The organism is Labilithrix luteola, assembly GCF_001263205.1.
Taxonomy (GTDB): domain Bacteria; phylum Myxococcota_A; class Polyangia; order Polyangiales; family Polyangiaceae; genus Labilithrix; species Labilithrix luteola.
Genome location: NZ_CP012333.1, coordinates 9,122,780 through 9,135,801 on the forward strand (window position 1 = coordinate 9,122,780; position 13,022 = coordinate 9,135,801).

Consider the following 13,022-nt stretch of genomic DNA (forward strand, 5'->3'; position numbering starts at 1 on the left):
TTCTTCTTCCGTTCAGTTCTTGAGGAGGTCCGCTTCGTCCGAGCGCACGGTGCGGCGCACGCGGAAGAGCGAGAGGACGATGGCGAGGCCGACCGCGACTTCAGCGGCCTCGGCGGCGATGAGGAAGAACGCGAACACCTGACCGGTGTGAGCGTTCTGCTGCGTGCGGTTGAACGCGACGAGCGCGAGGTTGACCGCGTTGAGCATGATTTCGATGCTCATCAGGGCGACGAGCACGTTGCGGCGAACGAGGAAGCCCACGCCCCCGATCGTGAAGAGCAGCGCGCTCAGCGTGACGTAGTACTCGACGGGGATCACGAGTGGGCCTCCGGGCGCTGGGCGGTTGCGTCGGTGGGCTCGGCGGGCTCCTCGACGTTGTGGGGGAGATCCGCCTTCGTGCGACCGCGCGCGACGGCGACGGCACCCACGATGGCGACCATGAGCAGGGCGCTCGAGAGCTCGAACGGGACGAGAGCCGGTCCGAAGAGGATGTTGCCGAACTTCTCGACGCTGCCGAAGTCCGTCGGCACGTCCGCGAGGAGCTGCGCCTTCTGCGCCGCCGGAACGACCGGCGCCGAGCGAACGAGGAGGATCATCGCGGCGAGGCCACCACCTGCGAAGAGGGCGGCGCTGATCGCGCGCGGGATACGTCCACGGCTGTCGGTCGGCGGCGTAGCGCTCGGACCGAGGAGCATGATGACGAAGAGGAACAGAACGACGATCGCGCCCGCGTAGACGATCAGCTGGATCGCCGCGAGGAACTGCGCATGCAGGGCGAGGAAGAGACCCGCCATGCAGAGGATCATCAAGAGAAGGCCCATCGCACCGCGAATCGGATTCTTCGCGATCACGGTGAAGAGGGCGCCGGCGAGCGCGACGACCGCGCACACCCAGAAGTAAGCCTGTCCAAGTGCGAGCTCGGTGGAATTCACGCGTCCTCCTCCGTCAAGAAAGGGGCACGGCCGTGAGGCGCGCGTGTTTTCCACTGCGCTCACCGCGGACGTAGGCCTCGAACTCCTTACGGAACTTCTTCAAGAACCCGAGGGCCGGCATGGCGGTGCCTTCACCGAATGCGCAGATCGTGTTCCCCATGATGTTGTTGGCGATGTCATGGAGCTCGTTGAGCTCCTCCATCGAGCAGGTGCCCTCGAGCAGCTTTTCCGCGATGCGGAAGAGCCATCCGGAGCCTTCGCGGCACGGCGTGCACTGACCGCACGACTCGTGACGGTAGAACTGCATGAGATTGTGGAAGGCCGCGATCGGGTCGGTGCCTTCGGCCATGACCGTCGCGCAGCACGTGCCGAGCATCGTGCCGAGGCCACGGAACGTGTCGACGCCGAGGGGGACGTCGAGGACGCTCTTGCCGTGCCACGGGTGGAGCGGCGACTTCTCGTCGGGCGCGTTGACGACTTCTTCCGCGCGGAGCACGGGGGTCGACGAACCGCCGGGGATGACCGCGAAGAGCGGCTTGTCGCCCTGGATGCCCCCGCCGAGATCGTAGATGAGCTCGCGCAGCGTGACGCCGACGGCGCACTCGAAGACGCCGGGGTTCTTCACGTGGCCGTTCACGCCGAAGAGGCGCACGCCACCGTCGTTGAGGTGGTGGATGGCGGAGAGCTTGCTGAACTCTTCGCAGCCGACCATGAACGCGCTGGGAACCGCCGCGATCGTCTCGAGGTTGTTCACCGTCGTCGGGCAGCCGAAGGCGCCGGCCTGCGCGGGGAAGGGCGGCTTGAGGCGCGGCTCACCGCGGCGACCTTCGAGCGAGTTCAGAAGCGACGTTTCTTCGCCGCAGATGTACGCGCCGGCGCCCGTGTGGACGACGACATCGACTGCGTATTCTTTGCCGAAAGGACGCGGTCCGAGGTAACCCTTGGCCTTCGCTTCCTTGATCGCGCTCCAGAGGCGCTCCTTGGAGAGGTGCAGCTCGTCGCGAACGTAGATGTACGCAACATGAGCGCCGATCGCGTAGCAGGCGATGATGCAGCCCTCCACCACGGCGTGGGGATTGAGCTCCATGATCGTGCGGTCTTTGTGCGTGCCAGGCTCGCCTTCGTCCGCGTTGAGAACGAGGTACGCGGGCTTGGTGGGGTGGGGCTTCATGAAGCTCCACTTCACGCCCATGGGGAAACCTGCGCCGCCGCGGCCGCGGATGTTCGCCTTCTTCGCCTCGGTGACGACCTGTTCGGGCGTCATCGTGGTTAGGACGCGACGCGCCGTTTCGTAGCCGCGAACTTCACGCTCGTAAGCGGGAAGCTGCCAGCCGTTGGGGAGCCCGTAAACCTTCGTGAGGTAGTTGGTTCGCTTGAGCATCGTTCGAGCGCCCTTCAGCTCTGGAGCTTGTCGAGGATCCTGTCGACCTGCTCGAGGGTCAGGTTCTCGTAATATTCTTTGTCGACCTGGATCATCGGCGCGGTCCCGCAACTTGCGAGACACTCCGCCGTGCGCAGCGTGATCTTGCCGTCAGCCGTCGTCTCGCCCGGCTTGATGCCGAGGCGCTTCTCGCAGTGTTCGAGCACTTCGCCGGCACCACGGAGAGCGCAGGGCAGCGTGCGGCAAACCCAGAGCTGGTGCTTGCCGACGGGGTGCTGGTTGAACAGCGTGTAGAAGGTGACGACGCCCTTGACGTGGGCCGGGGGAAGGTCGAGCCGGTTGGAGACCCAGGCGATCACCTCCTCACTGATCCAGCCGTTCTGATCCTGGCAAAGGTGCAGCGCCGGGATGCAAGCGGCCATCTTCGTGGGGTAGCGCTTGAGGATCTCGTCGAGCTCGCGGTCGCGTTCGGGGCTTAGGGCGAAGGGCATGAGTCCTGACGGTCCGAGACTCCGATGAGGGAGCCTCGGGGAATCCAAAACTCCGAGAAAATCGGGGTTTTCGCGCGCGCACGCTAGGTCGAAGGGACCGGGTGTGTCAAGGAGGACATCCGACGGTCCGCGGTAACCCCCCGCATCGTCCGAGAAGCTTATGCTCGCGGTCAGTTCACGGCTGGGTCACCTCATCGATGCTCGGGACGCACGCGGGCACGGGTCCAAAGAGGGGGAGGGCCCCCATCGTTCTTCTTTCCGAACGTCGTGCGGTGCCGCTATGCTCGGGCCCACGTGTCGGCAGGCGATGTCGACGCTTTGATATACGCGGTACGCAGCGCCGCTCGCCGCTGCCTCTTGTTTGTTCGTTTCGTTTGGCGTTTCGCCCGCCAGCTCTTTCAGCTCTTTCAGCGTCCGACCGACGATCGCGGAGGTTCTCGTGTTCTGTCCGAACTGTGGAACTCAAAACTCGGAGACCGCAACGGCCTGCACCAAGTGTGGGTTCGCGCTCAAAAGCCAGGCGGCCCCCAAGTTCAAAGGGACGATGCTGATGGTGAACCAAGGGGCGCCCGGCGCTCCGGGCGTACCCGCAGCTCGTCCGCCCCAGGCCGCGCCTCCTCCTTCTTCTGTGCCCTTCACCGCCGAGGCCGCGCCGCTCGGCGCCGGAGCTCCGCCTGCGGGGGCAGCGCCGATTCCGGCGAGCCGTCTCAAGGGAACGATCGTCGGCGTCGCGCCCCCGAGCATGGGCGGTTCTGCTCCGCCGGCCGCCGGAGCGCCCGAGCATCAGTTCGGCTCGCCCGCAGGCGTCAATCCGCTCGGCGGGACCATGGCTCTCGACGGTGGCGGTTTCAATCAGTTCAACCTGCCGCCCCAGGGGGCGCCCGGTGGCAACCCGGCTCTCGACCCCACGCCGCCTCCGCCGGCGTACGGCGCGCCTGCAGGCGGCTTCGGCGGTCCTGCGCCAGGCGAAGCGGCGTTCGCCACGCCCCCGCCGCCGGCGATGGGCGGCGTTTACGGTGCACCTCCGCCGCCGGCAGATCCGTACGGCGCGCCTCCGGGCATGGGCCAGCCGATGGGCGGTCCCCCGATGGGCGGCGCTCCGATGGGTGGGAATCCCTACGGTGCACCTCCACCCCAAGACTTCGGCGGTCAGGTCCAGCAGGGCTTCAACCAGATGGGCCAGGCGTTCAACGACTTCGGCAACCAGATGAACCAGCAGATGGGAATGCAGCCCTACCAGGGGGGCGCGCCCATGATGCAGGGACCGGGTGGTGCGATGGTCCCGCCGGGCGAGAAGTCCTGGATGGTCACGCTGCTGCTCTGCTTCTTCGGCGGCTACCTCGGCATCCACCGCTTCTACACGGGGCACACGCTCTTCGGCGTGATCCAGCTCCTGACCGGCGGCGGTTGCGGCCTCTGGGCGCTCTACGACTTCATCATGATCCTGACCGGCAAGTACACGGACGCGCAAGGCCGTCCGCTCGTTAAGCAGTAGAGCGGCTTGCTCGTGAAACGCTTGAGCGCACCCGCTATGGTTGGGGGTGCGCTCGCGTTCATTTTGTTCGTCGGTTGGCGGTGCCCGTTCCGCATGGCCACGGGCTATCCGTGCCCAGGCTGCGGGATGACGCGCGCCACGCGCATGCTCCTACGAGGCGACTTCGGAGGAGCGACGGCGATGCATCCGCTCGTGTGGATCGCGGTGCCGATCGTGGCCGCGATCCTGGCCACCGAGCTTCGCGGCTATCTCCGGACGGAGGAGTGGGGAGCGTCGCAAAACCTGCCCTACGCAAAGGCGGCGATGATCGCCTTCGCGGGCCTCATGTTCGTGGTGTGGCTGATCCGACTCCACGCTGGCGACGTCGTTCCAGGCTAACTCGCCCACTCGACGCCGGCAGCCACCTCCTCCCGGCGTGATCGGCAAGGAGGCGGCGGTTCTTATCGCGCGTAGCGCGAGCGCCCGAAGGGCGACCGCCGCCGCCGGAGGGGAGGCTCAGAACCGACGGTCCTGAGGGGAACCGGAGGTTCCCAGAAGCCTACGACCGCCGTCGGGGCCGCTCCTCTTCGAACGTTCGCAGCGAGCGTGAAGAAGGCGGCGGTTCTTATCGCGCGCAGCGCGAGCGCCCGAAGGGCGACCGCCGCCGCCGGAGGGGAGGCTCGAAACCGGAGGTTTCGAGGGGAACCGGAGGTTCCCTACACGTTAAACCGGAAGTGCACGACGTCGCCGTCGCGCATCACGTACTCCTTGCCTTCGATGGCAAGCTTGCCGGCTTCGCGGCATTTCGCTTCGCTGCCGAGCGTGACGAGGTCTTCCCACCACATGACTTCGGCCTTGATGAAGCCCTTCTCGAAGTCCGTATGGATGACGCCCGCGGCCTGGGGAGCCTTCGCGCCGATCTTCGTGGTCCAGGCGCGGACCTCCTGCTTGCCGGCAGTGAAGAAGGTCTGCAGGCCGAGGAGCTTGTAGCCGGCGCGAATGACGCCGTGGAGACCGGGCTCCTTCAGTCCTGCGCTCTCGAGGAACTCGGGGCGGTCCTTGGGGTCGAGCTCGGCGATCTGCGATTCGAGGGCGGCGCACACCGGAACGACGAACGAGCCTTCCGACTCTGCAAGTTGCTTGAGAGCCTGGAAATGCTTGTTGCCGTCGAGGTTTGCGATCGTTCCTTCATCGATGTTCGCGATGTAGAAAGCGGGCTTCGCCGTGAGCAGATGCATCTCGCGGACGATGGCGACGGCGTCGACCGAGTCGGGGAGCTGCGCGGTGCGTGCGGGCTTGCCGTCGTCGAGGTGCTTGCTCAGCATCTCGCAGATCTCGCCGGCGAGCTTCTCCTTCGGATCGTTGCTCTTCGCCATCTTGCGGGCGCGGTCGAGGCGCTTCTGGACCGTCTCGAGGTCCTTCAGGCAGAGCTCCATCGTGACCGTGGCGACGTCGGCCACGGGATCGACGCGGTTCTCGACGTGGATGACGTTCGAGTCCTCGAAGCAGCGACCGACCTGCACGATCGCGTCGGCCTCACGAATGTGCGAGAGGAACTGGTTTCCGAGCCCTTCACCCTTCGAGGCGCCGCGCACGAGGCCGGCGATGTCGACGAAGTTGATCGTCGTCGGGAGGATGCGGTCCGCGTGGATGACGGAGTCGATCTTCTCGAGGCGGTCGTCCGGAACGACGACGACGCCGACGTTCGGCTCGATGGTGCAGAACGGGTAGTTCGCCGCCTCGGCTTTCGCCGAAGAGAGCGAGTTGAAGAGCGTGGATTTGCCGACGTTCGGAAGCCCGACGATGCCGATGGAGAGGGCCATGAGGAGCGCCTCGGCTAGCACGGACGCAGGACGGCGTGCAAACGCCGCAGTTTGACCAATGTCGGTCGGCGGTGTTTTGTCGAGCTCGACCGTAAGGAAGAGCGGCGGCGCTCGCGGCGGGCCGTGCCCCATTAAGGAGGGCCGGGCTCGCGCCGTTCTGGATGCTCGAGACGATGGGACACCCGCGGCCGCTTCGGAAAATCCCGCTCAACGAGCTCGAGGTCGAGGTCGAGGTCGATTGCGACTTCGACTTCTGCGAGCTCGACGACCCAAGCCGGCCCCCGATGCTCACGCCGGTCGTTCCGCCGCCGGACGATCCGTTTGCCCGGGGAGGGGCCTACGAACCGTTCTTTCCCGACGACGAGACCCACACGCGCGCGACCGAGCCCGTCGCGGCGATGCTCGACGAGGTCGGGCCCCTGTCCGATCCGTCCGGCCTCGCGCCGTCACCGCTCCGATTGATGGCGCGTGACGGGCGCCGGCTCGCCGAGATGCGGGCGCTCTATGCTCGGGGCGACGTCGAAGGCGCGCTGACGCTTGCTGCCGTGATCGCGAGCTCGTTTCCCGAGACAGCCTCGCGCGCCCCGGCGGACGTCCTTGCCGACGCCCTCTTTGCGGCTGCGCAGGCGGAGAAGACGCGCGACGAGCAATCCGGCGTACGATTCATGCCGCGCGAGCCACCGCGTTCGATCGCCGAGGCGCGTGCCTCGATCGCGGCGCTCTCCGTGCGGGTCATCCAAGAGACCGACGATCGTGTTCCGAGGCTTCTCCTCGCGCCCGCCGAGCTCATGAAGCTGTCGCTCGATCACCGGGCGGGCTTCCTCCTCGCGCATATCGACGGTATGCAGACGGTGGAGGAGATCCTCGACACATGCGCGATGCCCGCGGGACAGGCGCTCGAGCTCATCGCCGAGCTCGAGGCGAAAGGTGTGATCGCGATCGCGACCAGGTGAGGCTCGTGTTCGCATGAGCGCGCCCACGAAGAGCGCGCCGCTCGCAGGCCGCGTCGTCGCGCTCGCCGTCACCGGGAGCATCGCCGCGTACAAATCGGTGGAGGTCGCGCGCCTTCTCGTGAAGGCAGGCGCGAAGGTTCTGCCGCTCATGACCCACTCCGCGACGCGCTTCGTAGGTCCGGTGACGCTCGCCGGAATCTGCGGAGAGGCCGTGGCCCTGGACATGTGGGACCCGGCGTTCTCCGGCGAGATGCACGTGTCGATCGCCACGCGCGCCGACGTCATCGTGATCGTTCCGGCTACGGCCGATCTGCTCGCGCGCCTCGCGCAGGGGCGGGCGGATGACTTGGTGACGGCCACGGTGCTCTGTGCGAAGGGGCCCGTGCTCGCCGCCCCGGCGATGCACCCACGGATGTGGACGCACCCCGCGACCGTCGAGAACGTCGACGCACTGGCGCGGCAAGGGCGCGTCCGATTGATCGGCCCGGTGGATGGCCCGGTCGCCTCGGGCGAGAGCGGCATGGGACGCATGGCCGACCCCGAGAGCATCGTCGCCGAGATCGGCAAGGCGCTCACCTCGCCGGCACGCGACCTCGAAGGCGTGCGACTCGTGGTGACGGCCGGACCCACCCACGAACCGCTCGATCCGGTGCGTTACCTAGGTAATCGATCGAGCGGAAAAATGGGCTTCTCCATCGCGTCGCGTGCCATCGCTCGCGGAGCACGCGTAGAGCTCGTGGCCGGACCGGTGTCGCTGCCGACCCCGTCCGGAGCTCGTCGCCACGACGTCGAGACCGCCGAACAGATGCAGCGCGCGCTCGACGGAATTCTGGGCGCGGATCTCTCCGGAGCCGACGCGCTCGTCATGGCGGCCGCCGTTGCGGATTTCCGTCCGGCCGATCCCAAGACGGCGAAGATCAAGAAGGGTGACGGCGACCCTTCGGCCATCACGCTCACGAAGAACCCCGATCTCATCGCAGTGATCGGCGCTCGTCGAAAGGGCCCTCGCCCCGTGCTCGTCGCGTTCGCGCTCGAGACCGGAGACGACGCTGCCGTCGTGACCTATGCGCAGGCCAAGCGCACCTCGAAGAAGGTCGACCTCGTCGTGGCCAACGCGGCCCACGAGTCGCTCGGCCGCGTGACGAACCGCATCGCGATCGTCGGCAAAGACGGGGCAGGGCCGTTCGAAGAGGCGGACAAGGACGACGTGGCCGATCGCATCCTCGATCGCCTGCGCGATCAGCTGCGCGCCTGAACTTTCAACGCCGAAGAGCGCCGTTCGGAGTCTGGTCGAGCAGGTCGACGACCACGCGCACGGCCTCTTCGGTCTCGCCGCGTCCGATGATCGAATGCGCGCCGAGCTTGGCGAGCGGCGCCGACTTGGTCGTGGCGTCGTAGATCACCACGGGCACGCTTGCCGTCGCCGCCGTGTTCTGGAGGGCTCGTAGGGCGTCGGCCGGCTTGACGTCCGTGCATCCTGCATCGATCGCGACGACGTCGGGCGCTTCGCTGGCAACGGCGAGGAGGCCTTCGAGCGTGTTCGCCCACGTGGCCACGTCGGTGCCGCGCGCCTTGCACGCCTTCGAAAGGGCGCGCGACACCACGCTTGCCTTGCCGAGGATGGCAATCGCGCCGGCCGGGCTTGCCACTTCGCGCGGCATCGGTAGGCCGTTCTTCTCGCAGTACGCCCGCGCATCGTCGGTGCGGACGCGATACTGCGCCCCGGGCGTCTTGATCGCCGGGAGCCGCCCCTCGCGGATCCAGAGATACACCGTCTTGGGATGCAGCTCCCAGACGCGTGCGAGCTCGGAGGGACGAAGAAGCGCCATGATCGCGACTCTTAGCAGGTTCGGGAGAGCTTGCTCGCGACGCTTCGCCAAGGCGTCGTGGTCCTTCGGCAAATCCTGCTGCTATTGACCTGCGGCGCGTCCCTCGACTACCACCCACCTCGTGATGGGTTCATCGGCGTCGCCGGTGGGCATCATCACCCGCGCGTGGTCGTGGCGCAAACCCTCCGCCCGAGGGCGAGCGTCCACACGGGAAGCCGGTGAAATGCCGGCACGGCACCCGCCACGGTGACCGGGGACGAACCTGAGCGAACATCCCACTGAGGTTGCCTATCAAGCGCCTCGGGAAGGGGCTCGGGGGAGGATGATCCGGAAGTCCGGAGACCGGACTACGCGACGGTCGAGACCTCCGTTCGAGTCCCTGCGCGGGCGTGCGCAGGCCGAGGTGTGCACACATGATCCGGAATTACGTTGGGCTTGCGCTCGTCCTCTCGAGCACGTGCGTGTGGGCCGTTGGCTGCAGCGACGACGAGGCGAACACCGACAGCACGACCGTTCCGGACGGCGGCCGCGACGGCTCGCTCCCGACCACCGAGCCCACCCCGGAGAAGGACGGCGGGGCAGACGGCGCGACCACCGGCACGACGTGCCCCGCCACGACCGGCATCCCGCAGCGCCTGATCATCACGGGTGGCGCGGCCGACACCGAGGTCGTCGCGTTCAACCTCGAGACGAAGCAGGTCGACGGTCGCTACGCGTTCTCGGGTTTCGGCGGCGCCTCGGCGGTCGATGGCCCGTACGCTCTCGAGCAGGCCTCGGACATCGTCACGAAGTTCGATCGCAACGAGCCGTGGAAGCCTGTCGCGAGCTGGAACGTACGCTCGAACGACGGCATCGACGGTGGAGCGACGTTCGCTGACCCCGCCGCTGTGGTGGCTCCGGCTTGCGGGAAGGGCTACATCCTTCGCTACAACCGCAATCGCATCGCTGTCATCGACACGACGAAGAGCGGTGACGCCGGCGCCGCGGATTCGTTCATCGACCTGAGCTCTCTGGTTCAGTCGGCCGACAGCGACGGGTCGGTCGACCCGGCGGCAGCCGTGCACGTCGCGGCGAAGAATCGCCTCTACGTGGTGCTCGGCAACACGGACCTCAAGAAGGTCAAGGTCGTCGGCGGCTATACGAATCTGCTCTGCAGCGAGAGCAAAACCACGCTCATCGCGATCGATACGACCACGGACAAGCTCGTCTCCCTCGGTGGTACAGGCCCTGGCGGCGGTATCGAACTCCCAGGCTACAATACCCCCATCAACGCGAATGCCCTCGCCTACGATGCGGCGGCCGACCGGCTGCTCGTCTTGCAAGGCGGGTGCGTTGCGGACGCGCCGGGCGATGCCGTCGGCGACATGCAGCAGCGAGAGGTCGACGCGGTCGATCTCGCGACGGGCAAGGCATCGAAGCTGCTCGATCTGAACGACAAGGGATTCCCGGTCGCCTTCGCCTTCGCCGACAGCACTCACGCGGCGCTCAACTTCTACGGGCCGACGTACTTCTGGGATCCTTCGAAGACGACGCTCGGCGCCGAGCTCCCCGGGGCACTCGAATACATCACGCACGACGGCAAGGGGAATCTCCTCGGCATTCACAAGGCCTACAACGCCGACTTCACCCCGATTGCGATGGAGCTCTACTCGACGCCTTTCACGAACGCGGCGACGGTCGACGAGAGCGCGCTCGTGAAGATCGGGGCCGAGCCGTTCACGGACAACGCCGGGTCGTATCCATCGAGCCTCGACGTTTGGCCGCGCCCCTGAGCGGATGAGGGTAAGCTCGGCGGCATGAGGTGGATCTTCCACATCGTCGTCGCCGAGCAGCTCTCCTGGGGACCAGACGGTCGGTACGCGCCGCCGTCGCTCGAGGCCGAAGGCTTCGTGCATGCATCCTACAAGGATCGCGTCGAGGAGAGCGCGAAGCTCTATTTTCCCGCGGGCGCAACGCTGGTCGTGCTCGCCATCGACCCGCGGAAGCTCGACGTGCCGCTTCACGTTGCCGATACGCCGCGAGGGCCCATGCCCCACCTGCACGGCGCGATCCCGCGCGAGGCCGTGACGGTTCTCACGCTCGCGGACGTCGCCTCACACGCCGATTCCGTGGTTCACTCGCAGCGATAGTTCCAGGCGCAGATTCGAGCGCTGTCCTTCGTCGCTTCGTAGTCGACCACGCAGCCGATCACGTTGGGCGTGCCGTACGCGCAGGACGTCGGGCGAGCTCCACACTCCGCTTCGGGACACGGAGGCTTGGTGGCGAGCCTCTCGTTCGTGCAGTCGCCGATGAGGTCGCACTGGTCCGCTGGCGCGCTTCCTTGACCCCGGTAGGGGGAGGGAACGCAACGCAGGTGCTCCATGACTCCGTCGATGCAGGCGGTCTGCATGTTGGCACACTTCGCCATCGAGCAGTCGCCAGGCTGCGGAGGCGCGCACCCTCCATCGTCGCAGTGGCCTGCAGGGTCGTCGACGACCGCGCCTTGGCCTCCGTCGGCGAGCAACGAGCTTCGACCCTGGCCGATCGAGACTTCGCCGCCGCATCCCGCTCCGAACCACAGCGCGAGCGACAACGAGGAGCCAGCGATCAGCGTCACGACGACCTTCGAAAAGTTCGGCTTCATGGCATCTCCTTCGGAGTGTCGTGAGTCACCGCTCGTTCGCCATCCGTGACGAAATCGACATTGGCAACGCTGAAAAGGTCATCGCGCGGAGTCGCATGCGCGAAGGACGCGCGCCATGAACGACGAGCTTGGGTGTCGTTCCGAAAAAGCTCTCGCTTCAGCGTCCAACGTCGACGTGCCGCCGTCGCGCTTCGCAACCGTGCACCGTGCGATCGACCGGAGCGCATCGCGCTCCTCGACGAGCGGGCTCCCATCGACAACCGCAGCGACGACTTCGAGCGCGCGATCGGGTGAACCGTTCGCTAGCGCGCGCTGGGCCTCGCGCAGCCGATCGAGATCGTCACGAAGGCTCGGTGGCTTGGGTGCGCGCTCTTCGGGCGATTCGGCAGGAGCGTGAGGCTTTTCGTCTCGAACGACGGTTGGCTCGGCGCGAGGTGCGACGACCTCGACGACGGGTGACTTCAGCGACCTGACGTCGACGGCGATCGCGTCGGAGGGCGGGCCAGGTGCGGCGTTCGCCGTGCTCCCGTTCGGCGCAGGCCCGGGGGCAGCCGTGATCGGCGTTGCACTCTCGAGGGCGCGTGGGCTCGCCGGCAAAGGGCTCGGGGGATTCACGGCCTCGCGCGCCGCGACGTACTCGTAAGTCCCGCCCGCCGCCGCGCCGACGAGAAGCAGGGCGGCGAGCCCTTTGGCGGCGGTCACCGCCATCGCCGTCGTTGCGCCGCCTGCTCCCATGGCCGCAGGTGCCGCGCTTGCCGTCTTGGTCGCCGCCATGGCTCCGAGCGCGCTCGCGCCGGAGACGGCGACCTTCGCGACAAGCGACCGGCGAACGCGATCGAGCGCTTCCGCGTCCGGAACGCCTACGTCTTCCGTGGCCCGAAGGAGCGCGAGGGCGTCGTCGTCGAGCCCGTTCATCGGACCCTCCATTGGTCGCGCGCCCGCGCGCGTGCGAGCCCTTGTTCGAAGGCCTTACGGGCCGTGCGGAGTCGTGAATAGACGGTGTTCGCGTTGGTCGCCAGGGCTTCGGCGATCTCTGGCACCGTCAGGCCTTCGATGTCGGCAAGTACGAAGACCTCGCGCAGCTCGTCATCGAGCTCGTCGAGAACGGCCGACAGGAGCGCCATCGCTTGCCTTCGTGCCAGCGCGGCGTCCGGGCCGCAGTCGGTTCGGTCCGGGAGCGCCGCCGGGTCGACGTCCTCGGCTCGCGAGCGAGCATCCAGCCTTCGACGCATCACCGTCCGGCGATGGAGCCGCACGACGCGGAGGGCGATCCCGAAGATCCACGTCTTGAGGCTCGAGCGCCCTTCGAACTCGGGAAGGCGGCGATGGATGACGAGGAAGATCTCCTGAACGACGTCCTCGACCATGGTCTCGGCGACGCCAAGCCTCAGTGCTGCTCGCCAGACGAAGGGCGCAAACTCGTCATAGACCGTCGCGAAGTCCAAAGTGCTCGCCGCGCGCGCAGACGCGTCGTCGCACGTCGAACGGTCGCTGTCGAAAGCGAGCACAGACATCC

Annotated in this window: 15 protein-coding genes and 1 riboswitch; of the genes, 6 read left to right on the top strand and 9 right to left on the bottom strand. The window is 67.1% G+C overall.

All coding sequences use genetic code 11. The features are described 5' to 3' along the window. Window positions 1-12 precede the first annotated feature (12 nt). From nuoK to AKJ09_RS39560, 4 genes are read right to left on the bottom strand one after another with little or no spacing between them, the layout of a single operon-like run. Window positions 13-318: an NADH-quinone oxidoreductase subunit NuoK gene (nuoK, locus tag AKJ09_RS39545; protein ID WP_205633931.1), complete on the bottom strand. Its 306-nt coding sequence runs from the start codon at window positions 316-318 to the stop codon at window positions 13-15. Further along, the gene (locus tag AKJ09_RS39550; RefSeq protein ID WP_146653007.1) at window positions 315-932 is read right to left on the bottom strand and encodes an NADH-quinone oxidoreductase subunit J family protein; all 618 of its coding nucleotides are present in this window, start codon (window positions 930-932) and stop codon (window positions 315-317) included. The genes nuoK and AKJ09_RS39550 overlap by 4 nt, the downstream gene beginning before the upstream one ends. A gap of 13 nt (window positions 933-945) precedes the next feature. After that, window positions 946-2,313, bottom strand: a complete 1,368-nt coding sequence (gene nuoF, locus AKJ09_RS39555; protein WP_146653008.1) for an NADH-quinone oxidoreductase subunit NuoF — start codon at window positions 2,311-2,313, stop codon at window positions 946-948. Between the two features lie 14 nt (window positions 2,314-2,327). Next, window positions 2,328-2,804, bottom strand: a complete 477-nt coding sequence (locus AKJ09_RS39560) for an NADH-quinone oxidoreductase subunit NuoE family protein (RefSeq protein WP_146653009.1) — start codon at window positions 2,802-2,804, stop codon at window positions 2,328-2,330. Between the two features lie 439 nt (window positions 2,805-3,243). Between AKJ09_RS39560 and AKJ09_RS55770 the strand changes: the two genes are divergently transcribed. Both AKJ09_RS55770 and AKJ09_RS39570 read left to right on the top strand, forming a co-directional pair. Continuing rightward, a complete protein-coding gene (locus AKJ09_RS55770) occupies window positions 3,244-4,299 on the top strand; it encodes a zinc-ribbon domain and TM2 domain-containing protein (protein WP_169928230.1) in 1,056 nt (351 codons plus the stop codon). A 21-nt stretch (window positions 4,300-4,320) separates the two neighbouring features. Further along, entirely contained in the window at window positions 4,321-4,677 is a 357-nt protein-coding gene (locus AKJ09_RS39570) for a DUF2752 domain-containing protein (RefSeq protein WP_205633932.1), read from the top strand. Between the two features lie 317 nt (window positions 4,678-4,994). Here AKJ09_RS39570 and ychF read toward each other — a convergent pair whose 3' ends face one another. Continuing rightward, a complete protein-coding gene (ychF, locus tag AKJ09_RS39575; RefSeq protein ID WP_146653011.1) occupies window positions 4,995-6,101 on the bottom strand; it encodes a redox-regulated ATPase YchF in 1,107 nt (368 codons plus the stop codon). Window positions 6,102-6,274: 173 nt separating this feature from the next. On the opposite strand from ychF, the gene AKJ09_RS39580 reads away from it, so the two are divergent. Together AKJ09_RS39580 and coaBC are read left to right on the top strand one after the other, a co-directional pair. Next, entirely contained in the window at window positions 6,275-7,054 is a 780-nt protein-coding gene (locus AKJ09_RS39580) for a hypothetical protein (RefSeq protein WP_146653012.1), read from the top strand. Between the two features lie 13 nt (window positions 7,055-7,067). Next, window positions 7,068-8,309, top strand: coding sequence for a bifunctional phosphopantothenoylcysteine decarboxylase/phosphopantothenate--cysteine ligase CoaBC (gene coaBC, locus AKJ09_RS39585; protein ID WP_146653013.1), 1,242 nt, complete (start codon window positions 7,068-7,070; stop codon window positions 8,307-8,309). Between the two features lie 4 nt (window positions 8,310-8,313). Here coaBC and AKJ09_RS39590 read toward each other — a convergent pair whose 3' ends face one another. Further along, window positions 8,314-8,883: a helix-turn-helix domain-containing protein gene (locus AKJ09_RS39590; RefSeq protein WP_146653014.1), complete on the bottom strand. Its 570-nt coding sequence runs from the start codon at window positions 8,881-8,883 to the stop codon at window positions 8,314-8,316. A gap of 150 nt (window positions 8,884-9,033) precedes the next feature. Continuing rightward, window positions 9,034-9,248, top strand: a riboswitch (cobalamin riboswitch). A gap of 48 nt (window positions 9,249-9,296) precedes the next feature. Here AKJ09_RS39590 and AKJ09_RS39595 point away from each other — a divergent pair. Together AKJ09_RS39595 and AKJ09_RS39600 are read left to right on the top strand one after the other, a co-directional pair. Further along, window positions 9,297-10,655: a hypothetical protein gene (locus AKJ09_RS39595; RefSeq protein WP_146653015.1), complete on the top strand. Its 1,359-nt coding sequence runs from the start codon at window positions 9,297-9,299 to the stop codon at window positions 10,653-10,655. Between the two features lie 24 nt (window positions 10,656-10,679). Then, window positions 10,680-11,012: a DUF952 domain-containing protein gene (locus AKJ09_RS39600; RefSeq protein ID WP_146653016.1), complete on the top strand. Its 333-nt coding sequence runs from the start codon at window positions 10,680-10,682 to the stop codon at window positions 11,010-11,012. Here AKJ09_RS39600 and AKJ09_RS39605 read toward each other — a convergent pair. The 3 genes from AKJ09_RS39605 to AKJ09_RS39615 form a co-directional block, all read right to left on the bottom strand. Continuing rightward, window positions 10,997-11,506, bottom strand: a complete 510-nt coding sequence (locus AKJ09_RS39605; protein WP_146653017.1) for a hypothetical protein — start codon at window positions 11,504-11,506, stop codon at window positions 10,997-10,999. The two genes, AKJ09_RS39600 and AKJ09_RS39605, sit on opposite strands and share 16 nt — an antisense overlap. Window positions 11,507-11,584: 78 nt before the next feature. Next, a complete protein-coding gene (locus AKJ09_RS39610) occupies window positions 11,585-12,421 on the bottom strand; it encodes a hypothetical protein (protein WP_146653018.1) in 837 nt (278 codons plus the stop codon). Beyond that, entirely contained in the window at window positions 12,418-13,020 is a 603-nt protein-coding gene (locus tag AKJ09_RS39615) for an RNA polymerase sigma factor (RefSeq protein ID WP_146653019.1), read from the bottom strand. The genes AKJ09_RS39610 and AKJ09_RS39615 overlap by 4 nt, the downstream gene beginning before the upstream one ends. Window positions 13,021-13,022: the final 2 nt, after the last annotated feature.

Bases quoted from the DNA above. Each gene is read 5' to 3' on its own strand.
- nuoF (WP_146653008.1), bottom strand. From the start codon at position 2,313: ATGCTCAAGCGAACCAACTACCTCACGAAGGTTTACGGGCTCCCCAAC.
- AKJ09_RS39560 (WP_146653009.1), bottom strand. From the start codon at position 2,804: ATGCCCTTCGCCCTAAGCCCCGAACGCGACCGCGAGCTCGACGAGATC.
- ychF (WP_146653011.1), bottom strand. From the start codon at position 6,101: ATGGCCCTCTCCATCGGCATCGTCGGGCTTCCGAACGTCGGCAAATCC.
- AKJ09_RS39580 (WP_146653012.1), top strand. From the start codon at position 6,275: ATGGGACACCCGCGGCCGCTTCGGAAAATCCCGCTCAACGAGCTCGAG.
- coaBC (WP_146653013.1), top strand. From the start codon at position 7,068: ATGAGCGCGCCCACGAAGAGCGCGCCGCTCGCAGGCCGCGTCGTCGCG.
- AKJ09_RS39590 (WP_146653014.1), bottom strand. From the start codon at position 8,883: ATGGCGCTTCTTCGTCCCTCCGAGCTCGCACGCGTCTGGGAGCTGCAT.
- AKJ09_RS39595 (WP_146653015.1), top strand. From the start codon at position 9,297: ATGATCCGGAATTACGTTGGGCTTGCGCTCGTCCTCTCGAGCACGTGC.
- AKJ09_RS39600 (WP_146653016.1), top strand. From the start codon at position 10,680: ATGAGGTGGATCTTCCACATCGTCGTCGCCGAGCAGCTCTCCTGGGGA.
- AKJ09_RS39605 (WP_146653017.1), bottom strand. From the start codon at position 11,506: ATGAAGCCGAACTTTTCGAAGGTCGTCGTGACGCTGATCGCTGGCTCC.
- AKJ09_RS39610 (WP_146653018.1), bottom strand. From the start codon at position 12,421: ATGAACGGGCTCGACGACGACGCCCTCGCGCTCCTTCGGGCCACGGAA.
- AKJ09_RS39615 (WP_146653019.1), bottom strand. From the start codon at position 13,020: ATGTCTGTGCTCGCTTTCGACAGCGACCGTTCGACGTGCGACGACGCG.